This is a genomic window from Streptomyces sp. NPDC090442 (genome assembly GCF_044769405.1).
In the GTDB taxonomy this organism is placed as follows: domain Bacteria; phylum Actinomycetota; class Actinomycetes; order Streptomycetales; family Streptomycetaceae; genus Streptomyces.
Window position 1 is genome coordinate 100,232 of sequence record NZ_JBIVXW010000021.1, and the last position, 24,909, is coordinate 125,140.

At 68.7% G+C, this 24,909-nt stretch carries 15 protein-coding genes and 1 tRNA gene; 8 read left to right on the top strand and 8 right to left on the bottom strand.

The window, feature by feature from the left end:
* Positions 1 to 46: 46 nt before the first annotated feature.
* Entirely contained in the window at positions 47 to 904 is an 858-nt protein-coding gene (locus ACIQU6_RS17255) for an isocitrate lyase/phosphoenolpyruvate mutase family protein (protein WP_403482450.1), read from the top strand.
* A 50-nt stretch (positions 905 to 954) separates the two neighbouring features.
* Here ACIQU6_RS17255 and ACIQU6_RS17260 read toward each other — a convergent pair whose 3' ends face one another.
* Positions 955 to 1,239, bottom strand: coding sequence for a hypothetical protein (locus ACIQU6_RS17260; protein WP_403482451.1), 285 nt, complete (start codon positions 1,237 to 1,239; stop codon positions 955 to 957).
* A gap of 330 nt (positions 1,240 to 1,569) precedes the next feature.
* Here ACIQU6_RS17260 and ACIQU6_RS17265 point away from each other — a divergent pair, with 330 nt between their 5' ends.
* Positions 1,570 to 2,277: a hypothetical protein gene (locus ACIQU6_RS17265; RefSeq protein ID WP_403482452.1), complete on the top strand. Its 708-nt coding sequence runs from the start codon at positions 1,570 to 1,572 to the stop codon at positions 2,275 to 2,277.
* The gene (locus ACIQU6_RS17270; RefSeq protein WP_403482453.1) at positions 2,274 to 3,566 is read left to right on the top strand and encodes a sensor histidine kinase; all 1,293 of its coding nucleotides are present in this window, start codon (positions 2,274 to 2,276) and stop codon (positions 3,564 to 3,566) included. Before ACIQU6_RS17265 ends, ACIQU6_RS17270 begins: the two co-directional genes overlap by 4 nt.
* Positions 3,567 to 3,624: 58 nt before the next feature.
* On the opposite strand, the gene recQ is transcribed toward ACIQU6_RS17270, so the two are convergent.
* The 3 genes from recQ to ACIQU6_RS17285 all read right to left on the bottom strand — a co-directional run bounded on the left by recQ (position 3,625) and on the right by ACIQU6_RS17285 (position 7,569).
* Positions 3,625 to 5,628 (bottom strand): DNA helicase RecQ, encoded by a 2,004-nt coding sequence (recQ, locus tag ACIQU6_RS17275; RefSeq protein ID WP_403482470.1) that lies wholly within the window; start codon positions 5,626 to 5,628, stop codon positions 3,625 to 3,627.
* A 537-nt stretch (positions 5,629 to 6,165) separates the two neighbouring features.
* Positions 6,166 to 6,241, bottom strand: a tRNA-Arg gene (locus tag ACIQU6_RS17280).
* 842 nt (positions 6,242 to 7,083) lie between these two features.
* Positions 7,084 to 7,569 carry a hypothetical protein gene (locus tag ACIQU6_RS17285; RefSeq protein WP_403482454.1) on the bottom strand — a complete coding sequence of 162 codons (486 nt, stop codon included), beginning with the start codon at positions 7,567 to 7,569 and terminating at the stop codon, positions 7,084 to 7,086.
* Between the two features lie 1,444 nt (positions 7,570 to 9,013).
* Between ACIQU6_RS17285 and ACIQU6_RS17290 the strand changes: the two genes are divergently transcribed.
* Genes ACIQU6_RS17290 through ACIQU6_RS17310 form a run of 5 tightly spaced genes read left to right on the top strand, consistent with a single transcriptional unit; the run spans position 9,014 to position 20,149 of the window.
* Positions 9,014 to 11,791: a DUF6603 domain-containing protein gene (locus ACIQU6_RS17290; protein ID WP_403482455.1), complete on the top strand. Its 2,778-nt coding sequence runs from the start codon at positions 9,014 to 9,016 to the stop codon at positions 11,789 to 11,791.
* On the top strand, positions 11,788 to 14,220 hold the full coding sequence (locus ACIQU6_RS17295; protein ID WP_403482456.1) for a hypothetical protein: 2,433 nt from the start codon (positions 11,788 to 11,790) through the stop codon (positions 14,218 to 14,220). The genes ACIQU6_RS17290 and ACIQU6_RS17295 overlap by 4 nt, the downstream gene beginning before the upstream one ends.
* Positions 14,220 to 17,918 carry a hypothetical protein gene (locus tag ACIQU6_RS17300; protein ID WP_403482457.1) on the top strand — a complete coding sequence of 1,233 codons (3,699 nt, stop codon included), beginning with the start codon at positions 14,220 to 14,222 and terminating at the stop codon, positions 17,916 to 17,918. The genes ACIQU6_RS17295 and ACIQU6_RS17300 overlap by 1 nt, the downstream gene beginning before the upstream one ends.
* Positions 17,919 to 17,936: 18 nt before the next feature.
* Positions 17,937 to 19,136 carry a hypothetical protein gene (locus ACIQU6_RS17305; protein WP_403482458.1) on the top strand — a complete coding sequence of 400 codons (1,200 nt, stop codon included), beginning with the start codon at positions 17,937 to 17,939 and terminating at the stop codon, positions 19,134 to 19,136.
* Positions 19,133 to 20,149 carry a hypothetical protein gene (locus ACIQU6_RS17310; RefSeq protein ID WP_403482459.1) on the top strand — a complete coding sequence of 339 codons (1,017 nt, stop codon included), beginning with the start codon at positions 19,133 to 19,135 and terminating at the stop codon, positions 20,147 to 20,149. Before ACIQU6_RS17305 ends, ACIQU6_RS17310 begins: the two co-directional genes overlap by 4 nt.
* 387 nt (positions 20,150 to 20,536) lie before the next feature.
* Here ACIQU6_RS17310 and ACIQU6_RS17315 read toward each other — a convergent pair whose 3' ends face one another.
* The 4 genes from ACIQU6_RS17315 to ACIQU6_RS17330 form a co-directional block, all read right to left on the bottom strand.
* On the bottom strand, positions 20,537 to 20,734 hold the full coding sequence (locus ACIQU6_RS17315; protein WP_403482460.1) for a hypothetical protein: 198 nt from the start codon (positions 20,732 to 20,734) through the stop codon (positions 20,537 to 20,539).
* A gap of 192 nt (positions 20,735 to 20,926) precedes the next feature.
* Positions 20,927 to 22,384, bottom strand: a complete 1,458-nt coding sequence (locus ACIQU6_RS17320) for a hypothetical protein (protein WP_403482461.1) — start codon at positions 22,382 to 22,384, stop codon at positions 20,927 to 20,929.
* On the bottom strand, positions 22,377 to 23,330 hold the full coding sequence (locus ACIQU6_RS17325; RefSeq protein WP_403482462.1) for a hypothetical protein: 954 nt from the start codon (positions 23,328 to 23,330) through the stop codon (positions 22,377 to 22,379). The genes ACIQU6_RS17320 and ACIQU6_RS17325 overlap by 8 nt, the downstream gene beginning before the upstream one ends.
* Positions 23,331 to 23,678: 348 nt before the next feature.
* On the bottom strand, positions 23,679 to 24,335 hold the full coding sequence (locus tag ACIQU6_RS17330) for a hypothetical protein (RefSeq protein ID WP_403482463.1): 657 nt from the start codon (positions 24,333 to 24,335) through the stop codon (positions 23,679 to 23,681).
* Between the last annotated feature and the right edge of the window lie 574 nt (positions 24,336 to 24,909).

Genomic DNA, 24,909 nt, shown 5'->3' on the forward strand with positions numbered 1-24,909 from the left:
CCACGTTTCGGCGACCGCCGACACGTCGTCGTCCTACGGTGCCCGCATGACCACCCACGCCGACCCCGCGCGCACCCCGGGCCCCGACCCGCGGTCCGCCGCCTTCCACGCCCTGCACCAGGCCCCCGGCCGCCCGCTGCTGCTCCCCAACGCCTGGGACAGTGCCTCGGCCGCCGCCCTCGCCGACGCCGGACACCCGGCGGTCGGCACCACCAGCCTGGGCATCGCCGCCGCCCACGGCCGTCCGGACGGCCTGGGCCTGGCCGAGGTCCGCGACGCCACCCTCGCCCTGGCCCGCCGCCTCGCCGGCCGGCTGCCCTGCCCGTACACCGTCGACATCGAGGGCGGCTACGGCGGCGGGCCGGCACACGTCGCCGACCTCGTGGCGGAGTTGGCGTCCTACGGGGCGGCCGGGATCAACCTGGAGGACGGGCTCCCCGGCGGCGGGGGGCTGCAAGACCCGGCCCGTCAGGCCGAGTTGATCGCCGCGGTGAAGGAGCGCACCCCGGGCCTCTTCGTCAACGCCCGGGTCGACACCCACTGGTTGGTGGACGCCCCGCCACCGCTGTCGGCGGCCCTGGCCCGGGCCGAGACCTACCTGGCGGCCGGCGCGGACGGCGTCTTCGTCCCGGGCGTCGCCGCCCCGGCGGACATCGCGACGCTCGTCGACGGCATCCCCGCGCCCCTGAACATCCTCTTCGCACCGGGCCGGCACACCGTCCGCGAGCTGGCCGACCTCGGCGTCCGCCGCATCAGCACCGGCTCGCTGCTGTTCCGCACGGCCCTGGGCGCGGCCTGCGCGGCGGCCGACGCGATCCGCGCGGGCACCGCACCCGCCGGGGACGCCCTGGGGTACGCGCAGGTCCAGCGTCTGGCCGCGGAAGGGGGCGGCGAGGACGACTGAGGCGCCGGGGGAGGGTGCGACCGGGGGCCGGCTTACCGGAACCCGGTCGCCTACCGGGACCGGTCCGACGGCTCCTGCCGCCGGCGCTGCACCGCGACGCCCACGCTGACCGCGCCCAGCGCGGCCGCGCCGCCGAGGACGCCCGCCTTCGGCAGGTGCCCGGCCTTCTCGGCGAGGCCGGCCAGCCCGTCGTCCGGGAGCATGATCGACGCCCGGCTCTCCGTCGGCACCATGGAGCCGGCGGCGAACGCGGCTCCCGTGGGGAGCGCGAAGGCGGCCAGCGCACCGGCGGCGACGACGGCGGTACGGATCACGGAGCGGCGCTGAGCACGCATGGGGGCTCCTCGACATGGGCGGCCGGCGGCCGCCCTAGGGGTGCGGTTCGTGTGAGCACGCTACGGAGGGTCCATAACGGCGGTCCGTACGTTGTGTAACAGTCAGCCCCACCTCTGCGGTCAGTCCTGTGACGGACGGGGCGTTTCCCGAGGCCCGGGGCGGGCAGGGGCGCTCCGGGGCGGGCCGGAGCCAGTTGCCGTCGCCGTGCCGCCCCCCGCCCCGCCGCGGCCGCCTCCGCACCCACCGGCCCGGCCGTCCCGTCCGCCCGCCGCCGGAACGGCCGTTCCAAAGATTCCCCGGGCCCGCACCTTGGGTAGCTTGATCACGCTATGCCCGCATTTCGCCCCGTAGAGAGCGCCCCGATCGCCGGCCCGCACGCCCCGGCGCCCGGTCCCCGTGCCCGCGCCGGGCCGCTCACCCTGGCCGCCCTCTGCCTGCCCCTGGCCCTGTCCCTGCTCGCCGGCTGCGCCAGCCCCGAGGGACTCAAGGACGAGGGCCGGGCGCGCCGCGTCACCGCCCCGTTGGAGCTCTGGCCGCAGTATTCGCCCGCCCCGCTGCGCGAGAACGAGAACCCGGCCGCCCTCAAGCCGCTCACCGCCCTCCCGCGCGTCCCGAGCGGCGACCTGACCCACGTCGACCCGCTCACCGTCCTCGACGCCGACTTCGCCGCCTCCGGTGCCGCCCCGCCCCCACCCGGTTCGGTGCGCCGCCCGGTGCTGCACGACCTCACCGACGACGGCAAGCCCGACCTGATCGCCGTCGTCGACCTCGACCGCCGCACCAGCGAACTGCGCGTCTACACCGTCCGGGACGCGGTGGTCACCCGGATCCTCGCGCTGCGCGCGGTGCTCGCCGGCGTCGAGCTCGCCGCCGGCCACCTCGCGGTCCGCGAACCCACCAAGGACCCGCGCTACGTCAGCGTCACCGACTACGTCTGGGACGGCCACGCGATGGGCCTGTGGGACCTCACCCTCGACGTGGCCCACAAGCCCAGGCCCTCCTCGCCGCCCCCCACTCCGGAGGGGCGCGCCGCATGAGGCGCCGCCGGCCCGCCGTCTCCCTCCGCTGGAAGATCGCGCTGACCGTGACCGCGGTGTGCTGCGCGGTCGCCGCCGTCCTCGGGGTGCTCGTGCACAACGCGGTGGCCCGCCAGACCGTCGGCCAGGTCCGCAAGCAGACCCACGCCGACCTCGACGTCGCGCTGGACCTCTTCGAGTACGGCACCTCGCGCGAGGGCATCAACTCCGTCCTCGACCCGCCCGAACTCCCCGGCGAGCTGCGGGCGTTGGTGCGCAAGGGGCGGCGCGGCAGCATGGTCGGCAGCTATCGCGGCCAGCCCGTGATGTGGGCGGCGGCACCGGCTGGCAGCCAGATCATGGCCGTCTGGTCGCCGTACGGGAACACCCGCTGGACGCTGGACAAGTTCGACACCGCCATCCTCGGCTCGGCCGTCCTCGCCGCCGCGGCCGTCGCCCTCGCCGGCCTCTTCCTGGCCCGGCGCATCAGCCGCCGGCTGACCACCACCGCGGCCGTCGCCCGCCGGATCAGCGCCGGCGACCTGGACGCCAGGGTCGGCGAGGCCGCGGGGCAACGCCCCGGCGGCGGGCCCGCGGCGGGCGACGAGGTGACGGCCGTGGCGGCCGCCCTGGACTCCATGGCCGCCACCCTCCAGGGCCGCCTGGAGGCCGAACAGCGCTTCACCGCCGACGTCGCCCACGAGCTGCGCACCCCGCTCACCGGCATCCTCGCCTCCGCCGCCCTGCTCCCGGAGGGCCGCCCCAAGGAGATGATCAACGACCGGTTGCGGGCCCTGCACCGGCTCACCGAGGACTTGTTGGAGATCTCCCGGCTGGACACCGGCACCGAGCACGCCGACCTCGCCGCCTACGAACTCGGCCCGCTGGTCGTCCGCTCCGTGCGCGCCACCGGCCTCGACACCGAGGTGCGCATCCTCACCGACACGGTCGTCGAAACGGACCGCCGCCGCCTGGACCGCATCCTCGCCAACCTCGTCCTCAACGCGCACCGGCACGGCCGGCCCCCGGTCGTCGTCACCGTCGTCGCGCCACTCGGCGGCACCCCCACCATCGAGGTGCGCGACCACGGCCCCGGCTACCCCGACGCGCTGCTCCGCCACGGCCCGCAACGCTTCCGCACCGACGCCCCGGGTCGCGGCAAGGGCCACGGCCTCGGCCTGACCATCGCCGTCGGCCAGGCCGCCGTGCTCGGCATCGGCCTGCACTTCGGCAACGGCCCCGACGGCGGCGCCAGCGCGATCCTCACCTTCCCGCAGCAGCCCCCGGCAGACGCCGCGGCCGGCCCGTGAGCGCCACCCGCCGTATCAGACGCGGGAGTTGAGCGCCCTCTCTCGCCCCGCGCACTCCTCACCAATCGATGTCATCCGGCGGCTCCGGCAGCACCTCCTCGTCCTCGGCCGGCACCGCCGCCGGCACCTTCGCGGGCGGCGGCGTCGCCGCCGCAGTGGTCCCGACCGCACCAGGCGCCACATCGGCCCCGGCCGCCTCGTCTTCCCGTCCTTCCAGCACCTGGAGGATCTGCTCGCCGTACTTGGCGAGCTTGTTCTCGCCCACGCCGTTGAGCGCGCCCAGCTCGGCGATGCTCGCCGGGCCCGTCACCGCGATCTCCCGCAGCGTCGCGTCATGGAAGATCACATACGCCGGGACGCCCTGCTCCTTGGCCGTGCGGCCCCGCCAGGCGCGCAGCGCCTCGAAGACCGGCAGCGCCTCCGCCGGCAGATCCACCGGCGCCCGCTTGCCCTTGATCTTCGCCTTGGCCGCCCGGGCCGGCTTCTCCGGCTCCCGCCGCATCGGCACCTGCCGCTGCCCGCGCAGCACCGCGCCGCTCTCCCCGGTGAGGACCAGCGTCCCGTAGTCCCCCTCCACGGCCAGCATCCCCTGGGCCAGCAACTGCCGCACCACGCCCCGCCATTCGGCCTCGCGCAGATCCTCCCCGATCCCGAAGACGCTCAGCGCGTCGTGATCGAACTGGATGACCTTGGCGGTCTTCCGGCCCAGCAGGATGTCGATGATCTGCCCCGCACCGAACTTCTGCCCCCGCTCGCGCTGCAACCGCACCACCGTCGACAGCAGCTTCTGCGCGGACACCGTCCCGTCCCAGGTCTGCGGCGGCGTCAGGCAGGTGTCGCAGTTGCCGCACGGGCCGCTCTCCTGGTCGAAGTAGGCCAGCAGCCGCACCCGCCGGCACTCCACCGTCTCGCACAGCGCCAACATCGCGTCCAGATGGGCGGACAACCGGCGCCGGTGCGCGTCGTCCCCCTCCGACCCGTCGATCATCTTCCGCTGCTGCACCACGTCCTGCAGCCCGTACGCCAGCCAGGCCGTGGACGGTTGGCCGTCCCGCCCCGCGCGCCCGGTCTCCTGGTAGTACCCCTCCACCGACTTCGGCAGGTCCAGATGGGCCACGAACCGCACATCGGGCTTGTCGATGCCCATCCCGAACGCGATGGTGGCGACCACGACCAGCCCGTCCTCCCGCAGGAACCGCGCCTGGTTCGCCGCCCGCACCCGGGCGTCCAGCCCCGCGTGGTACGGCACGGCCTCGATGCCGTTGTCCACCAGGAACTGCGCGGTCTTCTCCACCGAGGCCCGGGACAGGCAGTACACGATCCCCGCGTCGCCCGCGTGCTCGCTGCGCAGCAGCTCCAGCAACTGCCGCTTGGGCTCGCTCTTCGCCGCGATCCGGTACTGGATGTTGGGCCGGTCGAAGCTGGCGACGAAGTGCCGGGCGCCGTCCAGCCGCAGCCGGGAGGTGATCTCCTCGTGCGTCGCCTTCGTCGCCGTCGCGGTCAGCGCGATCCGCGGCACGTCCGGCCAGCGCTCGTGCAGCATCGACAACGCCAGGTAGTCCGGCCGGAAGTCGTGGCCCCACTGGGCCACGCAGTGCGCCTCGTCGATCGCGAAGAGCGAGATCTTCCCGCGCTCCAGCAACTGCACCGTCTGCTCGACCCGCAGCCGCTCCGGCGCCAGATAGAGCACGTCCAGCTCGCCGGCCAGGAACTCGGCCTCGACCAGCCGCCGCTCCTCAAGATCCTGCGTCGAGTTGAGGAAGCCGGCCCGCACGCCCAGCGCCCGCAGCGCATCGACCTGGTCCTGCATCAGCGCGATCAGCGGCGAGATGACCACCCCGACGCCCGGCCGCACCAGCGCGGGAATCTGGTAGCACAGCGACTTCCCGCCGCCCGTGGGCATCAGGACGACCGCGTCCCCGCCCCCGATGACATGCTCGATGATCTCGCGCTGCTCCCCGCGGAACGCGTCGTACCCGAACACCCGGCGCAGCACCTGCACCGCCTCGTCCGCCAGCACACCGCCTTCGGGCGCGCCCACCACGCCCGCCGCGCTCTGCACGTCTTCCTCCACGCCCACGACCACTCCCACGTCCGCCGGTACCACCCCGAAAGCCTACGAGCTTCCCCCACCGCTCGCCGAGCCTGTGGACAACTCCACCCCCACCGCGCCACCACCGACCGGACCGCAGCATCACCACCGCACCCCGCCCCCGGTGCCGGGCACCCCCAAACGGCCCACTGAACCGGCCTCCCACCGCACCCCCGCCTGCCACACCGACCGCCATGACGGGCGCGACGAGGGGTGCCGACGGGATCCACAACAACGCGACCGGCACGGTCGGCCGGCTCGCCCACCACACCGGCCACCACGACGAGGCCGCCGACCGCTACCACTAGGCCCTCGCCCTCTACACATCCCCACACCGCCCCACCGAAACCCACCGTCTCCACCAACAACTCACCACCCTCGCCCCGAGGACTCCGCCTAATCCCCTACAGACCCGTGTCGTGAACCGCCCGCAGCGACCGTCCCGTTGACGCCAGCAGACGCGAACGCCAAAGGCCACCCAGGAACGTTCCTGGGTGGCCTTCGCACTGGTGCCCCCGGCAGGATTCGAACCTGCGACACCCGCTTTAGGAGAGCGGTGCTCTATCCCCTGAGCTACGGAGGCGGGGGCTTGTGAAAAAGCTTGTCGAAAACCCAGTGGTTCGGGTTAGACGTAGCTATGCAAACCCACTGGTCAACCGGGCTCTCCAAGCCGTCATCCGACTTAGCGGACACGGGCTGCGGTGGGCAGCCGACTGACTGCGCACAGCCTAGCGGATCCAGCTTTCGGCGAGGTGCCGCCGTGCGCGGTAAGTCTTTGGGTGCCTCTGACCTGGGATCTTGCCTGCGAATCTCTGGATGGCAGGCTTCTCGGCCTCCTGGATGTTCAAGGCTGCCCTCGTCGAGATGTCCGTTCCGCCCCTATGGTGCCGGAGCCCGTCGAGGTCACGGCGGGGCAGTTCTGCCACATCAGCTCACCGACGAGCTGAATGACCCGCAGTGGATTCCAGCGGCTCGACTTCAGCCGCGTACCCCGTGAGTCAGCGTGACTTCGAACAGTGGGGAAACTCCGAACTGTGCCTCCCGCGCTGCTGGCGGCCGAGCGCGCCGCCTCGCAAGAGATCAGTCGTGAAGCGGTCGCAGACCTAGCCAGCGGCCTACTTCGCCGCGGCCGCAGCCTTCTGGGTGTACGCGCCTTCGTCATCCGCGTCGGGCTTCCCACCCCCTGACACCCACTCACCTCGCCCTCGGTGGCCTAGGGTCCTGCCGGGTCATTCCTCCTCAGTCCCTCCTTCGCGACAGTGCCCGTCCATCCGTTGGTGCAGCGAAACGCCCCGACCTTTGGCGGGCTGGCTGCGGGCAGCATGCACAGACCGTGGGGCACAGGACGGGGCGGAGGTGAAGCTGGGAGGGTTGCGGGTGGTGAAGTTGCTGGTCACCAGTAGGTTTTGACGGTATCCAGGATTTTCACCCTTCAACCGATGTTTCCCAGGCTGCAGCCAGTCTCCAGCCGGTGCTTGATTTCTCGATCGTTCCCGTGAACGCCATTTCTTCGGGCCCTTGGGGGGTTTCTAGCTGCAGGCGCAGAGTTGCTCCCAGCTGAAGAGCGGTGGACGTGTTGCTGGACTTATTCCCCGTGGTGAATCCAACGTGGAGCGTAAGGTCGGCTTTCGTTGCGTCCACGTCGAATGCGACGATGAGGTCCAAGGAATAGGTCCTGGCGGTTGCACCTGGAGCTGTGTACACGTCGACGATGAGGCTTTGGATGGTGAAGTTGCCGAGTGCCGGCGGGGCTGGAAGTCCTGAAGTGCCGGCGAGCCAGGTGGCCAGTTCGCCTACGTCTACTTTTTCGGCGGTTCCTACCTCGTGCCGTCCGGTCGAGTCCAATTCGAGGTTGATGGTGGTGTTTTTCCCGATGGTGATCTTTCCCAATGTGCCGCCGGTACCAGGCATTACGCGTTCATCCGTTCGGGCTAGAAGACGATGGGGTAGAAGTGACAGTAGTGGTCCGGCGTGTAAAAGAGCTCCCCTGATGCGACTTCCAGAACGAGGCGCCCATTCCCTCGATCATCCCCCAGGTACCCAATCGAGTTCACTTTGGTGTCGAACTCGTAGAACGGCCCCTGGGCTGCGGGAAAGGGCTGCGTTCCCGCCACGGCCGGCCCGTATCCGTTTGCCCCGCACGTTTCGGCACTGTTGCTGAACCTTCCGCCAGTTCCGACCCATCGATTCCTGAGGGCGGCCGTTGGGTTTACTGGGTCTTGGCCGTTGAAGTAGTAGCGGTAGTAGTACCTTCCCCCGAGGCCCGCAGGGGGCAGAGGTACAGCCCCACGTGAGGGGAGGCGGGGGGCGACTGCCGGCGCAGCGGGAGCTGTGGGCGAGGGGCGAACAATAGGGGCGACACTTATCCACCGGGCACCCGCCGGGGGAATCGGCGGTGTCGCGAGTTGGTTGTGGATTAGGATGCCGACGCTTGCCGGCGCGTGGCGCCAAAGGTGAGCGACCCGAGTGATGCTCGCCGGGATCCCCGGTGCTCCAGGGCCTGTCTGGTTCGTGGGGTTGGGGACAGCGTGGGCGGCGGTGGTTGGGGCGACTGTCGGGCTGAGCAGCGCGGCTGTGCACATGAACATGAGACGGCCAAGGTGCCGGGCGGAGAGGTGCTTTCGCCGATAAAGGGTCTTCTTGCCTCGTAGGATGCTGTTGCCTTTCGTGGCTCGTCGGCCCTCTTCGAGAATGCCAGAATATCGGTCAGGCATGGTGGATTCCACCTCGCATCTCGCTCGATATGGGCGCTATGGGTCAGGAAGTGATCTGTCGAATGGGGGGCCCGCCGCGCACATGGGTGTGGGCTTGTGACGGCTCTCCAGTGGACAGTGCCACTGCGGCATTCGCATCTCGATCTTGATGCCAGATGGTGGGGCCGCAATGGTACTCGAGACAAGGGTTATTGTCAGCGTGAGTACTTGCAAGCTCATTTTCGCTTGTTCCGCTAGCCTTGGCCTTGCTGGTGTACCGGTCGCACTTCGCGCAATCTTGCCGGTGGGTAGGCGTGCGAATCGCCCTTGTCCGGCAGTTTCGTTGTTCCCGTGCCAGCGAGCGTCCGGCACTGTTCATCGGTGAGTGTGCGGGCTGGTGGAGCGTTGGCTGGTGGACCTTTGCGCGACTCCCTGTGGGTGTGTCGCCGAAAGGTCCATGGTGAATGTGGGGCGTGGGCTGTGTGGGTGGTTTATGCGTCCTCCTGGCCCAGGTGCGGTGTGGTGGGGGTGCGAAGAAGAGGAAGGCGTTCTATGTCTGAGACATATGCATAGTGGTCGAGCCTGAGTGGAAGTGAAAGGGCCGCGATGATGAGTGACAGGTGTGTCGGTGGGTCGACGCAGCGGCCTAGTGGGGCTGTGAGATGACGCTCGCTGATGAGGGTGGGGTCGGGTTAGCTGATGTAGCCAAAGCGCTGGGTGTGGATCTTGTTGACGTGCCGGCTGAGGTCGTGGCGTTGTCGCCTGTCTTGACCAGTGCGGAGTTCGGGTGTGCTTTGCCGGAGAAGTCGCTGGCGCTGGCGCTGGAGGCGCAGGTCGATAAGGCTCGGGCGCGGGTGCTGCTGGCCTCCTTAGCCGACGGTTCCAAGGGGCGGAAGAACGCTGCGGTGTTGTGGGTGCCTTTCACGGTGGGGGTGTCTGACCTGCCCGTCGTGGGGCCGTTGCTGCCGTCCGGGGTGGACGTGGGCTTGTCGGGGGTAGGGGTGCTCGCGGCTTCCAAGGCCTTCACGCAGCCCGAGGCGGCGGCGGTGAACGCCTTGCTGTCCGGGAAGAGCGCGGTGGCGCTGCCGGAGCCGCTTGTGGCGGGTGGGGCGGTGCGGGTGGAGGCGCGGCTGGGCACGGTCTCGCAGGTGATCGAGCTGCGCCCGAAGGCCAAGCCGAAGAAGCATAAGAGGACACTCGGGGCTGGCCAGATCGCGGGATGGTGGGAGGTCAGCCGGGCGGTGGGGCCGGTTCGCGTCGAGCGGGTCGGGGCCGTCTACACCGCAGGCAAAGTGGGGGTTCTGCTCGACGCGCAGGTCTCCGCAGGCGGGCTTGTGCTGGCAACCCGGGGCCTGGGCGTGGAGATGCCGCTGAAGGCCCCCCACACGCCGGCGCCTCACTTGGACGGGTTGGGGATCGGGTTCACCCGCAAGCCGGTGACGATCACCGGGGAGCTTTTGAACCTGTCCCCTCCGCCCAAGGGGTACCGGTTCGCGGTGGCGGGGATGGCCGTCATTGAGGTGCCGACCATCAGCGTGGAGGCGGTTGGCTTCTACGCCCATCCCCAGGCTGGCGGAGAGCCGTCGCTGTTCCTGTTCGGCACGCTGGGTTTTTGCGGGCAACGGGGGATCGGGCCACCGCAGTTTCGGATCACGAAGTTCGCCGCGGGGTTCGGCTACAACAGCTCGGTGCGTGAGGTGAAGCTCGCGCAGATGGATGACTTCCCCTTCATGGGCATGCTGAAGTCCGAGCAGACGGCGGGGGATGCTGCGGCTACGTCGCTGGCGGCGCTTGAGAAGCTGACGAAGTCGTCCGCGGGGCAAAAGGCGTGGGTGTCCCCGCAGCCGGGGCAGGTGTGGGTTGCGGCCGGTCTGGAGTTCGTGGCGTTCGAGTTCGTCACAGCCCAGGCGCTGGCGCTGGTGGAGTTCGGTTCCGTACTGACGGCGCAGGTGCTGCTGCACGCGAAGGCTGCTTTCCCCAAGGCTCCCGCCGCCCCCTACGGCCAGGTGGAAGTCGATGCGGCGGCGAATTACAGCTCCTCAACCGACACGTTCAGTCTGGACGCGAAGATCAAGGACGGTTCGTTCCTGCTGACCGAGGACTGCCACGTGGGTGGCGAGCTCGCGGTGCGCGCGTGGTTCGGCCGCAGTGCCCATCCGGGGGACTTCGTGTTCACGCTGGGCGGCTACTACCCCACTCCCAATGGCGACCAAGACCGTCCGGCGCACTATCCGACGGCGAAGCGGGTGTCGCTGACCTGGCAGACCCCAGTGGGTTCGGTGGAGGGGACGGCGTACCTGGCGCTGACGCCGTCGGCGTTCATGGTCGGCAGCCTTTTGAAGGTCGCCTGGGCATGGTGGATCCTCAGCGCTGGTTTCGAGGCCCAGGTCAATGCGTTGGTGCAGTGGGCGCCGTTCCACTTCGAGGTCTCCGTCGACCTGAAGGCGTCGGCCCAGGTTGACTTGGGTTGGGCGGGAAAGCCCAGCGGGGAAGTGAGCATCTCGATCGACGTTTTCGGCCCGCCGGTCGGGATCAGCGCCCGCTTCACGTTCTGGGGCTATGAGTTCCCCATCGAGATCGGTGAGAAGAAGACGGACAAGCCCAAGCCGCTCACCGGCGAGCGCTTCCGTGCCGATCTCCTGCCCCATGCCACGGGCGACAGCGGCAAGAGTCAGGAGAACGTGCTGGCCGTGCGCCCGCTGACGGGGCTGGAAGCTGAGCAGCAAGCGGCTGCGAAACTGCCTGCCATCCGGCGGGTGTCCGCGCTGGCCTTCAGTTTCGAGACCCACAGCGCGGTGCCGGCCACCGACGTCTACCTCAATGGCACGCACGTGGCCAAGCCGAAGGACAAGACCCTGCTGGACATCCGCCCGATGGGTGTCTCCGGCGACCACGGCGCCACCAGCGCCCACCGCATCAAGCTCACCCGCGACAAGACGGCAGTGCCGATCGACGCGGAGAAGTGGGGGGTGCAGGTGCTGTCCGCGCCGGTGCCCAAGGCCCTGTGGGGCAAAAAGGAGCCCACGCCCAAGGTCGTGGAGAAGGACACGACCCGCAGCGACTACTACACCGGCGTGCGGATCGGTGTGCCGGCGCCGTACGCCACCTCCACGGTGGTGTGGAAGACCAAAGCGGCCGACCTTGGGATGGAAAGCGCCACCCAGCGGCCTCTGCCGCTGTCCGCCAGCGACAAGCCCGCCGGCCCGCGCCCCAAACCTTGGAACCAAGAAGGTAAGAAAGACAATCCGGAGAAGAGTCACGTTCTGGTGATTGCCGAGGAGATCGCGGGCCGCAAGGAGGTCCGGCGGGACCTGTGGGCGGCCTTGCCGAAGGGCCTATGCCCGGCCAAGGCCGATGACGCCATGACCGGCTACGCCGAACTCGCCGGGCAGCGCCTGTGCAGTGAGCCGCTGTTCGCCTCCGGTTGGGAGAGCAAATGAGCCCGACTGACACCATCGGCTCCGGTAAGCGCCCTGAGCCGATCGGCGACCTGGACCTGTCGGACGCTGTCCGTCCGGCGGCGCCTGGCCTGTATGAGGTCACCGTCACCCAGGACGTGACGGGGCTACCGAAGGGCGAGAAGGACTGGGAGTTCACCTGCGAGGCCCAGCAGTTCGAGATCCGGGCGCCGCAGTTCCGCCTCAACCCCGGTGTGGTCCACAGTGTCCACCCGCCCGTGAATGCTGCCGGGGGTTTTGACGATGACCTCGCCCACGTCACCTTGCGCCACTACTTGCTGCCGTGGGAGCGGCCCCTGGACCCGGCTGCGGCAGCCAAGGCCCACACCGACGCGGAACTCACCGAGGTGCGGCAGACGCCATGGCTGGCCCTGCTGCTGGTGCACTCCGGCGAACTGGGCTCTGACACGGTCCCGCTGACCGACGGAGTCGCCCAGGACCTGCTGACCAAGGCCGGAACCGGCGTGCTGCTGCCCGACCAGCAGATCATCAAGGACGCGCCCGCAGACGTGAAGAACACCGCCTGCCAGGTGGTGGACCTGCCCGCCGCCCTGTTCACCCAACTTGCGCCCCGCGCAAACGAACTGCGCTACCTCGCGCACGTACGTCACCTGCCGGGCAACGACCCGAACATCAGTGTGGTCGCCACCAACCGCTTCCCCCGCGTCAGCGAGGCCGGCACCTGGCACGCCTTCCTCGTCTCCCTGGAAGGCCACGCGGCCCACCTGCCCCCGGCGCAACTGGCCAAGGACGTCACGCACGTGCGGCTGGTGTGCCTGCACACCTGGTCCTTCACCTCCCAGCCGAAAGCAGGCGGCTCTTTCGCCACCGTCTTGAACCATCTCGCCCAAGGCGCAGGTCCGTTGCGGGCCGCCGGCGCCACTGGTGGCGGTAACGACGCCGCGGCCAAGCAGGTCCGCCAGCGCCTGGACGCCGGATACCTGCCGTGCGCCTACCAGACGTTCTCCGGCGAACGGACCACCGCCTGGTACCGGGGGCCTCTGACCGCAACCGTGCCCCAGCCCCCGCCCCGCAAGGCGGGCGAGCACTACCAGCAGGCCGACGACCTGTTGATCTACCTCACCGACCAGGGCGTCTTCGACATCAGCTACGCCGCCGCTTTCACCTTGGGCCGGCTGACGGCTCTGGCGCGCGCGGATCTGACCGCCCCGGTGCTCAGCGCCCGCGCGTATGCCCGCACCCTCGCCTTGCGGCTGCACGCCGCGAGCCTGTCCCAGGGCCCGCACCGCGTCGTGCCCACGCCCGGCACCGGGCCGGGACGGGGTTGGCTGGATGCGGCGCAGCAACCCCACCCGCGCCGCGCCACGAAAGCCACGCCCGCAGGCCCAGGCCGCGCTGTTCCCCAGGCCACGGCCGAGGACCGACGGTGGTTGCGGGAGGCGTTGCGGGGCTGCCACCTGCGGCAGTCGGCACAAACGCTGCTCGCTGACGGCTTGCACGAGCGTCTGACCGCCGCCTACGCAACCGCCACCACCGCCACCGGCGCCCGCGCCACTGAGATCGTGGCGGAGCCTGCGGTGCCGGAGAGCGTGGCGCCGGTTGCCCGGATCTCGGCATTGCTGGCCGACCGGGAGGTGCGCACGGTCTTCCGTAGAGAACTGGTAGCCCGCATCGGCGATGTGAAGGACGCCTCGACCACACCGGGGTGGGCCAAGCAACTCGACGCGGCAGGTGAACTGCTGGCCCTGATGCCGTTCGACCATCTCGTCCCTCAGGTGTCCAGCACACTGCCGCCCGAAAGCCTGCGCTTTTTCTACCTCGACGCCGACTGGCTGCGGGCCTTCGAAGACGGCCTGTTGAGCACCGGCCTGCATACCGACCTCGACGCGCTGCTGGACGCGGAAGTCCGCCGCGCCCTGGACTCCGCCGTCCCCTCCGCGCCCACCAGCGGCATCCTGATCCGCTCCCAGCTGTGCGCGCACTGGCCCGATGTGCTCATCGAAGCCCGAGACGACAAGGGCGGACGGCTGTGGTCGCGCCGCAACGACCACCTGGCCTCCGAGACCACACTGATCCTCTTCGAAGGCATCCCCGACACCATCACCTTCCGCGAGCCGCCCCACGGGCTGCAACTGGGCCTGGACGCCGGCCAGAAGATCGCCTTGCGCAGCCTCAAGGCACCTACCGGCAAAACCCTCAAAGACGCCCACGACGCGACCGTGGAATTCCCCACCCAGGGCGACATCACCGCCTACTTCCGCAAGAACAGCGTCGCCTCGGTGCTCTCGCTGGATACGGACACGGCCTCGGACCCCAGCGTGATCCCGGACCTGACCAAGGCGCTCCGCCAGGCAGGACAGCTCGCCAGCAACGAGGCCCTCACCCCGGCCGGTGTGGCCCTGCAGCTGTTGAACTCCCCCTGGCAGCAGACCTTCAAAGGATCTCTGTAATGTCCAGCCCCGCCCCGCTGCTCGTCCCCCTCGTCGTCGATGCGTTCGCCTGCAGCTATCCCGCCATGGCGCAGGACAACGTGGCCATGCGGTCCTGGACCCCCAACCCCAACCCCTACAAAGGCCCCCGCGCGCACGATGTCCCCGAGGCCGACGGGGGCAACCTCCGGAAGATCGACGGCACCGAACGGCTGGGCGTGTATGTGCAGTGGCGGCTGCCCCGGGCCCTGATGACCTTCTCGCGCACCGCCGCGGTGGCCGGCGAGCGGCCCGCAATGGGCCGCCCCGACCTGCGCGGCCTTCCCCTCGTGCCCAACCGGTGGCTGATCATCCGCTACAGCCGCACCGCCGGCGACAACAGCAGCCCACCTGCCGCGACCGGGTGGCTCCTCCACAGCGACCACCTCAGCGACGAGCCAATCCCCGGCAAAACCGGCGACCTCGTCTTCCCCCACCCCGACAAGATGGACCCCGAACCCGCCGGCTACCCGCCCGCGCCATTCGCGGACTCCACCTACGTCGGACGCCGCTTCGACCTGGCCGACCCCGAGGACGTGAAGCAGGAAGCCAGCTGCGCCGCCGCCGCACAGCGCGGGTTTTTGACCGCCGCCGGCCCTGGACTGCCCGCCTTCGCCCACTTCCAGTGCTACAACAACAACGTCTTCTCCCTGCACGACACCACCGCCGACCTGCACACCAAGCCCAAAACCCGCCACACTCTCAGCTACCTCGTCACCGGCTGGTACGCCGCCGCCGCCGACGACCTCCTGGCAGCCGGCGGCAACGACCTGGCCGCACGCCTGGACGCTTTGGGGTGGAGTCACCCCAAGCCGCCGAAGACGAAACGGTCGCTGTACACGGGCACCGTCCTGGGTCTGGACTGGTACCCCGACGCCGAGGACGTCGACGGAAAGCCCCACCCCGCGCCCGCCTCCGGATTCCCCAAGAACCCGGCCAAGGACGTCCGAGTGGCGGTGGCCGATACCGTCATCGACAGCGCCGCCGCCCTCCTGCCCAAGGACGACAAAGCCACCACCGCCAGCGTTGAGGCCTTTGCCCACGGCTGGCTCCTGGACACCCACGATCCGTTGACCGAGGCGGACTTCGACATCCGGCGACACGCCGCCCGCTTCCGCTCCGCCGCGAGTACCGGGTATCGCTGGACGATCACCGACCGCCCCGACCAGCAACACTCCGGCCCCACCGATCCGACGGCCGAAGCGCACATCCTGCACACCCTCAACACTCTCCAGCACCACTACGACATCCAGCTGTTCGCCTACGCAGAAGTCCTGCACCGCCTGCACGACGCCTGGCTCCTGGCCGGCCGGGATACTCGCCCCGACGCCTACCGGGCCCTGCTGGACCCTGCGGACCAGGCCTCGCTGCTCGACCAGGCGATCACGCTCGATCGGGACCTGTTCGGCCCCGGCGGCTACCAGTCCCAGATCCCCTGGGGCGCCACCACCGCCGACCTGGACGCCGCCATCGCCCGCCATGAGCAGCACGTCAAACTGCCCGCCCACCGCCGCCTGGTACGCACCCCCCTGCCGCCCTTCCACCACCCCCTGCCCACCGCGCTGTCGCTGCACGGTGTGAGCGCCGACAACGACCCTGTGGCCGACGGGCCGCTGCCGCTGCGCACGCCCGAGGAACTCATCACCGCCATCACCGGCATCAGCGCCTCGGGCAGCGACCCGTGCCCCAAGCTGCCCAGCACCCTCCCCGCCGACGTCGCCGGTCACCTGCCCGCCCTGGTACGGGAGTTGCGGCTCCTGGACGCCGCGCAGCAGGCCGGCAAGCTCCCTGACAAGGCGAACCAGGTCACCGGCCAGTTGCCTCCCTACCTGCGCAGCTGGCACCAACCGTGGCAGCCACTGTTCGTGCGCTGGACGGTGCAGGCCACCGCCCTGCCCTACCGCACCTTGGACGGCACACAGCACTGGACCTACCAGCGTGAGGCCAACCGCTACCAGTGGGACGGCAAACACACCTACGCCACCGCCCCCAAACCTGACTGGCACGGCCAGGCGCTCAGCGGCATCACCTACCTCGACGCCCTCTACCCCGCCCTCCTCGCCGGCCGGGCCGCCCAGCACGCCGCCACCTACTCCACCACCCTGCGCATCGACACCGACGACCTCGCCGGGCACGACGTGCTGTCCATCCCCCTCGAAGGCCTGCCGGAATGGCTGCTGCGCCGCACCCCCGGCCGCCCGCTTCGCCCACCCCTGCCGGCCGACCCCGCCGACCCCTTCGCCGCCCTGGCCCACCTCCTGGCCCCACCCGGCACCCCAGGCGAGGTCCCACCCGCCTACAGCCCGCCCGACAGCCCCCGCCTCGACCACAAGGCCTTCACCCCTGTGCGCGCGGCCCAGTTCACCTTCCACTCCCTGGAAGTCGTCGACCGCTTCGGACGCGCCCTGTCCCTGATCGACACCTCCAACTACCGCACCGGCCCCGTGGACCTGGTCATCGCCGACGGCCTCAACGTGGGCAGCAAACCGGCCGCAGACCTCCTCGCCCAGGACGAGAACGACAAGCTCACCGCCGAGCTGCAGCCCCGCCTGGCCACCGGCGCCCGGCTGCGCTTCGATGGCGTCGACGCCCGCGACGACACTCGCGTCATCGACCCCGCCCGCGGTTGGGATGGCGACCACCACCCCGTCTGCGGCTGGATCATGATCAGCCGCCTCGGCAAATCCCTGATGTTCTTCAGCCCCACCGGCCAGGCCCTGGGCGAAATGCGCACCGTCCAGCAAGGCACCCAACACCACGCCCAGTGGCAACCCCTACCGGACTCGCCCTATCCCCGCCTGGACACCCCCGCCTTCGCCCACGACCTCCCCCACCTCCACACCTTCGCCACCGCCCTGGCCCACACCGACGCACGCCGCCTGGACGGCGTCTGCGCCTACATCAACCAGCGCCTGGCCACCACCGCCACGCCCCCGCCTACAGGCGACGCCCGCCACCTCGCCTTCTTGGTCGGCACCCCCCTCGCGCTCCTGCGCACCCGGCTCCGCCTGGAAACCGACACCCTCGCCCCCACCGACCCCGCCGACAGCGACCAGCTCGCCCACCCCTCCCGCGCCACCCCGCCCGAGCAGTGGCACCTGCACCTCGGCCACCCCGGCCACACCGACGACGGCCTGATCGGCCACACCCTCCCCGGCGACGACCAGCACCTCATCGTCCCCGACACCCCCCACACCGCCGATCCCACCGGCTACCTCACCACCGCCACCGGCCAGGAACTGCGCACCTCCGCCCACCCCGTCACCGGGCAACTACTCGCCGAGGCCGCCTACGACGCCTCACCGGCCGCCACCGACCTCCACCTCACCGTCCTGGCCCACCCCGGTGTCCCCGTCCACGCCCACACCAGCATCCTGCCCGCCACCGCCCTGGCCCTGCCCGGCCACTACCTCGCCCAGGCCTACCGCTCCTTGACCGCCTACTTCCCCCTCGGCCCGCTGCTGGCCCCCACCACCCCCGGCGCCAACGACCTCGTCGTACCCGCACCGGCCTGGTCCGGCATGCGCCAGTGGGCCCAGCCACCCCACCCCACCAAGACCGCCACCGGCTTCTCCCACCACCCGCTGACCCCCTACACCCCCACCACCCCCTACACCACACCCCCACCTGAGGCCCACACCGGCTACCTCAACCTGACCGTCCCCAACGAACACCCCTGACCCGGCCAAGGGACCTCAATGGACACCCCCCTCCTCCAATACACCCTCAGCACCAAACCCGAACCCCTCCACATCCAAAAGACCGGCGAACCGCCAGCCAGCCTCGCCATCGTCGCCACCAACCCCGGCAAGACCCCTATCCCCATCGAAAAAATCACCCTCACCATCCCCACCGGCAGCACCGCAGAAGCCCTCACTCCCGATCCCGACAACATCACCCCGCAAGTTCCCTCCGACGGCCAGTGGGAGCACAAGAAGAAGACCGACCCGAACGACAAAACTCGCTACACCATCACGTTCAGTGCCGCCACAAAAACCGCCAAGGTGTCCACCGAAGCCCGCTTCACCCTCGACAACGTCGACATCACTGGAGCCTCCGGGCACTGCACCCTGGACATCACCGAAACTTCCGGCGGGAAAGACCGAAAAGTAAGTCTCTATGTCCAGAAGTTCGGCAGCGAGTTCCGTATCAACTCCTTCACCGTAGACAAAGCGGTCGTGAAGTCTGGAGAGAAAGCGAAACTCTCCTGGGATGTCGTCGGAGCCACCGGCTATACGGTCACCTGGTACGGAAGCGACAAGACCAAACCTCAATCCCTGGAACTCCCCAGCGCTAAACAGTTTTGCGAAACATCTGAACTTAAATCCGACACGCCCGTCACGTTGACCGCAAAAGCGAAGAGCGAGACCGGTGGCTATCTAGCCTATTCGCATTCAATCATCGTCATGGTCGACAAGGGAGAAGTGGAGACCGGGAAACTCACGGTCCACGGCCCCGTCGACATCTTCCGAGCCGACCCCGACGTCGGAGAAAACCGCAAGATCACTCTCGAACAAGGAACAAAACGCGAAAGCTGCAGCTTCTCCTCGACTACCGACGGAATGCTCTACATTCAACCCACCAGCAAGGAGCCGAAGGATTCCATCCTCCCGCTGAAGTTGCGCATCCCTGCGATGAAAGAAGCCAAGGAGGGAGAGGCTGCGAAAGAAGACCCTTTTCGTAGCGACCTGGAATGCGAAATCCCTGTCGGGGCCCCCGCGACGATCCCCCTCCTCGCCGGAAGGAGGCTCATCGCAAACCTTGAGAAAGATGCAACAAAAGTGACTTTTGCCTACTACTGGTTCCCCCTTGGTAGCGGAAACCGGCTCAGCCGCCAAGACAGTAAAAGCCCCCTCGACAGCAAAAGCAAGAAAAGCCAGAAAGGGAAACGGAAATGACTGAAATCTACAAGTGCTACGCGGTATTCCAAAACAAAGACGGAAAAGGGTGTGTCATGCCCTTCGACTACGAGAACAGGGAGTTCAAAACCGCACAGAAAGTCGATCTCGTCGGTGAGGTGAAGGGGGCGATTGCGTCACCTGATGGGGGCATCATCTACGTACTGGTCACCAACACTGTATCCGGTAGTAAATACCCAGCGGTTCAGGCAGTGGACACTGCTAGCGGAAAGATCAAGAAGACGGTGACGCTAAACGCAGTGGGCACTTACGGATTGGATATGTGCCTGACAGAGAAGGGTAAGTCCCTGCACGTCTCACAGGACCAGGACCTCTTCAGGATCGACACCAGTACATGGGCCAACAAGAAGGTGGTACCGGCGAAGGGGAAATGGAATACCCTTAGCGGCCTTTCTGCGAACTCGGACGGTACCATCATCTACACGCACGAGAGGGGCGAAGGTGGAGAATGCGTTAGAAAGTTCGACGTCGGGAGCGAAAACGCAGAGCCGCTCACCGTGTACAAATTCGAAGAGCCAGAAGCGTTGCGGATGTCGGTGTTTCAGACGGTCAGGGGAGAGCAGCTGTTCCTCTTGTATGACAAGGTAGGCGAAGATGGCACTGCCGATAGTAGGCGCCTCGCTCTTGTCGCCATCGACCTTGACACCCTGCAGGTCATCCACCAGGAAACACTGGGTTCGAATATCATGTACGCCCAGGCGCTCGGTATCAGTTCAGATGGGAAAGAAGTCTACGCTACAGGCGGCCGTTTGGGCAAAAATTACCTTTGGGTATACGACGTCGAAAAAAAGAAGGCTCCCACCCAGGTCGACCTCGGAAAGGAGCCAACTTGCTCGATCGCCGTGGGTCCTGCGGGCGTGAACAAAGCCTATCTGGGCTCCGCGAAGAGCTACAGCGTCCTGGACACCACGAAGCATTCTGTCGAGGGTCCCTACGATCAGCCCTATGCTGACAGCAGCTTCTGCTTCTACCGGGTACAGAAAACCGGATAGCCATCGACTGCCCGGCACGGAACGACGCTACCCGTTCGAGAGGTCTTGCAGACGTGCTCTTCCCGGTTGGAATCCGCACGCCACCGGGAAGAGCCACAATCCCTACGGCAAGGGCAACGTCTTGGCCGTAGGGAGGCATTGATCATCGGCTCGTCCGGTTCCTCAGTTCGTCGCTGCCCTGCTGCCCTGCTGCCCTGCCGGTGCGGCTCGCGGGATCATCTGGTGTTTGGCCAGGCCGCGACATAGGCGGGGCAGATGAAGTAGGCCGCGGAGTCTGGTCGTATCCAGGGTGAGACGTCGATCGCCAGGCCCCGACGGCCGTCCGCCGCGTCGGATAGCGGCAATCCGATGAGCGTCGGCCGGAGCTGATGTCCACGCGTGCCTTGTTCAGCCTCCGTGCAACGCGGCGTGATCATGACTGACCTCTGAAGTCAGCTTCAGGCCCGTCAGCGTCTCGACTGGCCCGTCGCAGCGCTGCGCCGTGTCGGCGAGCACGAGCAGGGCATCTCCGCGCCGTTCAGGCGGCGCGTGCTTGCGGGAGCGTTCGAGGCCGACGTGGCGTGCGTCCGGGTGCTCCTGTTCCAATCATCTGGTGCCGTATGCGGCGGTGCTGCTGCCGTGGGCAGTGCCCGCTTCGTTCACTTCGAATCTCTGCGGCAGGACGCGATGATCGGCGGCGCCCTGGCTTCCGGCGCCACCGCCGCCTTGGGCCAGCACCTGTTGCGTGGCGAGGTGAACGGTGTCGGCTGGAAGCGCCCGTTGTGGGGTGTGGGGAGGTTACCTCGCCGGTTGTGTGCTTGCGGGATGGTGGAGGTGGTAGCTGGTGGCGTTGTGGGCGAGGGTGAAGCCGAGGATGAACACCTTCTGGCGGTCCAGGCCGTAGGAGACCATGCGGCGGTTCCACAGGCTTTGGTCGAGCTGGTTGTGGATCGACTCGGCGTCGCTGCGGTATGGGTAGAGCAGCTGGTGGGCGCGGGTGTGCTGGGGGATTTGCTGGAGGTGTTCGGCGCGGTGGAAGTCGCGTTCGACATCGCTGAGGCGCCGTTTGCCGGTTGTCGGGTCGGTTCCAGAGCGGTCGTCGGGTGTGGTGGTGATGCCAACGGGGACGCGGTAGTCGTGGGCGCCGTGGCGGCAGGGGATGTGCAGCAGGTGGTACCAGCGGCTCTTGGTGCGGCCCAGGCGAGGTTCGAGGCGAGTGATGGGGACGGGGAGGAGGTGGCTGGTGCCGTCGTCCAGGGGGACGCGCTCGGCGATGCGCCCGTCTTCGCACCACAGGTCGTGGCGGCAGCGCCCATAGCGCAGGAGCTCATAGGCTCGGGGACTTGCAGAGCCGTGCTGTTTGTTGATGACGAGCAGGCCGTGGCGGGCGAGGGTGTCGCGGTGGGTGCCGCGGAAGGCCCCGTCGTAGAGGGCGCCCATGCAGCCAGGCAGCTGTGATTTGAGGCCCATGAAGGTGCGTACGGCGATGGCGGCTTCGTCTTCGTAGGCGCCGCCGGCGACGTGGCGGAAGGCGAGGATGACGCGCCGCCAGTACCCGTCATCGCGCCCTGAGGCGAAGAACCACTTCGTGCCCCGCGCGGGCCGCTTCTCCTTCTCGCCGTTCTCGTAGTAGAGGCGGGCGGCCGGATCAACGCGATGGAGGCGTTCTTCGCCGGTGGTGGTGTCGGTGGTCGTGGCCTGTTCGGCCTTGGAGGGGGCTTTGGGAACCGTTGCGTCCCCGGCGAGAAGTTGGCGGCGCTCGGGCCGCGCCCAGTTACGGGGAGCATCGGACGGGAACAGACCCTGGGCCAGGGCCTGTTGGATGGCGTGGTCTTCGAAGGCTTCCTGCAGAGCGTTGATGTGGGGGGCGAGGATCTTCTCCTCCGCGTACAGGTACTGGCCGCGGGTGGGCGGGATGGGCGGGAGGAGAGCTGCGGTTCGGCGGCCGGCGTGGCGCCGGACCGCTGTGCGCAGGGCGCTCCACTGCTTGTCGGTCAGGGCGCCGACGGCGGAGCGCTTGGAGCCGGTGACCGGCATCAGGGCGGCGAGCAGGAGATACACCAGGGAGGGGTAGCGGCGGGGACAGCCGACGTGGCCGGGCGGGGTGAGGTGTTCGGCGAGTTCGTAGATGAGGGGGAAGTTGAGGCAGTCGGCGATCCGCTGCTCGACGCAGCGCTGTTCGGCATCGGCCAACTGCCGCTTCCGCCGCGGCCGCTGGGCCGGAGGCAGGGGGTCGCCGAAGATGTCGTCAGGCACCTGGCACCTCCTGCTGCACTGCGCCGGCGGTGGGCTCGCGCCAGGTGTGGCCGATGACGTTCGCGGCCCGGTCCAAGGACCGCAGGCCCAGGCGCCGGGCGACTTCCTGGATGCTGCCGGTCTGCTCGAAGACCTCCACCCCGGCCCAGGCGGTGATCGAGGACGGTTTGACGTCCGGTTCGTCGGCCAGGCCGATGCGGATCAGCAGATCCCGCAGCGCCACGCATGCCCGGGCTTGCAGGTGCCCGTCCGAGGCGTGGTGGTCGGAGACCGCCAACCGGGCCCCTGGCACCGAGGTGGCACGCATCTGCCGGGCCGCCACGAACTGAGCTCGGCCGGTGAGGGTCTTCATGGCCCATTCGTCCAGCGCGACCCAGCGCGGGTCGGTCTTGGTGGAACCGTGCATCCACACCCTGCGCCCGGCCGCATCAAGGTCTGCCACGCGGATGTGGCCGATCTCGCCGCTGTGCCCGCCGGCCAGCGCCAACGCCGCGGCCGCACCGTGGCGGCTGGGGCGGTCGACGAAGGACGCCTGATGGCGCAGGTCGATGACTTCGTCCTCCGACAGCGGTCGCACCTCACCGGCCGTACGGGGCGGCAGGGCGATGTCGCGGGTGGGGTCCGTATCGCTCAGGCCCACCTCGCGCAGAGCCCGGTAAGCACTGCGCAGGACCGAGCGGCGCAGGTGCATGGTGGCGACGGCAGCTTCGGTGACGTGCCCGTGGCGCGAGCGTCCCCGGGCGGTGATGAAGTCCTCTGCGAGTTCGGCGGTGACATCGGTCAGGACGACGGCGCCGCGCAGGTGTGCATAGCGGGCGAAGCGCTCGGTGAGGAGCTGGGTGAACTTTTCCAGGGTCTGCTCGGTGATTTCGTCGCGTGCGGCCATGGACAGCCACAGTTCACGGACTTGGTCGAAGGCGTGTGTCAAGGAGAGGTCGCAGCCCACCACAAGGGTCCTTTGATCGGGCGGCACCAGCACAGGCAGCCTTGCGCGTCGCGGCATGAGGCAGCCGCGACTGCCGTCGAAGGCCACAGAGGTGCGGGTGTTCCATACATGCGAGAGCTTTGACACTGGCGATCTCCACCGCAACCTGGGCCGAGCGCAGGAGTGACGGCCCGTCAGCTATGCGGGGTGCAGGGCCGCGCGTTGTGCGGCAGAGCGGCAGGGCGCACAAGCAGCGATGCCCGCGGGCGCCACACGGCACCTGTAAAGGAAGAAATAGGAAAGGGCGGATCAAGGGCGCAGGGGGCCTGCGTCGGATACTGCCGGCGGCCTGAGGTTGAGGCGGCGGGCTCAGCCTGCGGGCGCAGGGGTGGGAGTGAGGGCCTGGTAGACCGCGCCGTAGGCGTTCATGAACGACCTGAACTGCTGCAGCGGAAGCGCGGTGATCTTCTCGGCCGGCATCGCCAGCAACGGGTCTGCAATCGTGTGCGTGCCTGACGCCTGCGTCCTGGCCCTGTCGGCCGAGGACGCCCCCGCCCCCCGGCTACTGCCGTCGCGGGGGGCAAGAGTGATCAGGCCGTCGGCCTCACGGTGCACGATCAACCCGTGGTTCAGCCAGTCCACCAGGGTGAGCCTGCGCTCCTGGGTGCCTCGAACCCCCCTGCACAGCCGGCCCGCGAAGTCCCGTTCCTCCAGTGGGCCGTCCACCAATACGCGCACGGCGGCTTGCTGGAACCACTGACCTTGCCAGTGATCGCGCAGCAGCAGTCGAGATCGCGCGGAGTCGCTCGTGCGCAGACGGGCGAACCGCAGCCCCACCTCGGTCAGCCTCCACACGCCGCGCCCCGGCTCGGCAAGGCCGGCCTGCTCCAAGAAGCCCGGCGCACCGACCGTGGCCGGCTCCAGACCCACTCGCCGCGCCACGACCTCCTTCGACGTAACGATGCGCTGGTCTCCCCCCAACTCGGCGACCGCATCGATCACCTTGAGCTGAGTCTGCGCACTCATCCGCCCCGACGGCAGCAGCTGACGGACCCCTCGGTCCTCTCGCTCGGCTCGGGAAGAAGTCACCGGGCCCCTCCGGCGTCAATGCAGACGTCAACCCGATCACCCGACAGGCGCGGCGGAGAACAGGGAGGAAAGGGATGGAAAGTCATTGCGGGTCCTCAACCATTCATCAATTGGCGGGCGCATCAGCCAAGGACCCCACGAGCCGGCAACGCAATGTCTTACGCTGGTCACAACGCGTGGGTCCTCAACTGACGCGTACGGGCGTGCCCGGAGCAACTGCCAGGTCCTCCGGCGCGCCCGTTTTCACGTACACGGACTCTCTGTATTCGGTTTTACGTTCGGTCGGGATCTGGTTCGCGGATGAGGCGGTACCGCCCCTCCCGCTTTTCGCCACCGAAGTGCTCCACACGACCCTTCTTCTTCAAGGTCGACAAGGCAGAGCGCACACTCTTCCGGGACGTCCCAGGGCGGTTTCCCCCGAGTTCATCAGTTGGTGGGCACATGAGCCGGGCCGGGCTGGTGTCGTAGCGGGTCAGCGAGGTGCGGTTTGGTGGAGGGCTGCGAAAGCGTG

Bases quoted from the DNA above. Each gene is read 5' to 3' on its own strand.
- ACIQU6_RS17255 (WP_403482450.1), top strand. From the start codon at position 47: ATGACCACCCACGCCGACCCCGCGCGCACCCCGGGCCCCGACCCGCGG.
- ACIQU6_RS17260 (WP_403482451.1), bottom strand. From the start codon at position 1,239: ATGCGTGCTCAGCGCCGCTCCGTGATCCGTACCGCCGTCGTCGCCGCC.
- ACIQU6_RS17265 (WP_403482452.1), top strand. From the start codon at position 1,570: ATGCCCGCATTTCGCCCCGTAGAGAGCGCCCCGATCGCCGGCCCGCAC.
- ACIQU6_RS17270 (WP_403482453.1), top strand. From the start codon at position 2,274: ATGAGGCGCCGCCGGCCCGCCGTCTCCCTCCGCTGGAAGATCGCGCTG.
- ACIQU6_RS17285 (WP_403482454.1), bottom strand. From the start codon at position 7,569: ATGCCTGGTACCGGCGGCACATTGGGAAAGATCACCATCGGGAAAAAC.
- ACIQU6_RS17290 (WP_403482455.1), top strand. From the start codon at position 9,014: ATGACGCTCGCTGATGAGGGTGGGGTCGGGTTAGCTGATGTAGCCAAA.
- ACIQU6_RS17295 (WP_403482456.1), top strand. From the start codon at position 11,788: ATGAGCCCGACTGACACCATCGGCTCCGGTAAGCGCCCTGAGCCGATC.
- ACIQU6_RS17300 (WP_403482457.1), top strand. From the start codon at position 14,220: ATGTCCAGCCCCGCCCCGCTGCTCGTCCCCCTCGTCGTCGATGCGTTC.
- ACIQU6_RS17305 (WP_403482458.1), top strand. From the start codon at position 17,937: ATGGACACCCCCCTCCTCCAATACACCCTCAGCACCAAACCCGAACCC.
- ACIQU6_RS17310 (WP_403482459.1), top strand. From the start codon at position 19,133: ATGACTGAAATCTACAAGTGCTACGCGGTATTCCAAAACAAAGACGGA.
- ACIQU6_RS17330 (WP_403482463.1), bottom strand. From the start codon at position 24,335: ATGAGTGCGCAGACTCAGCTCAAGGTGATCGATGCGGTCGCCGAGTTG.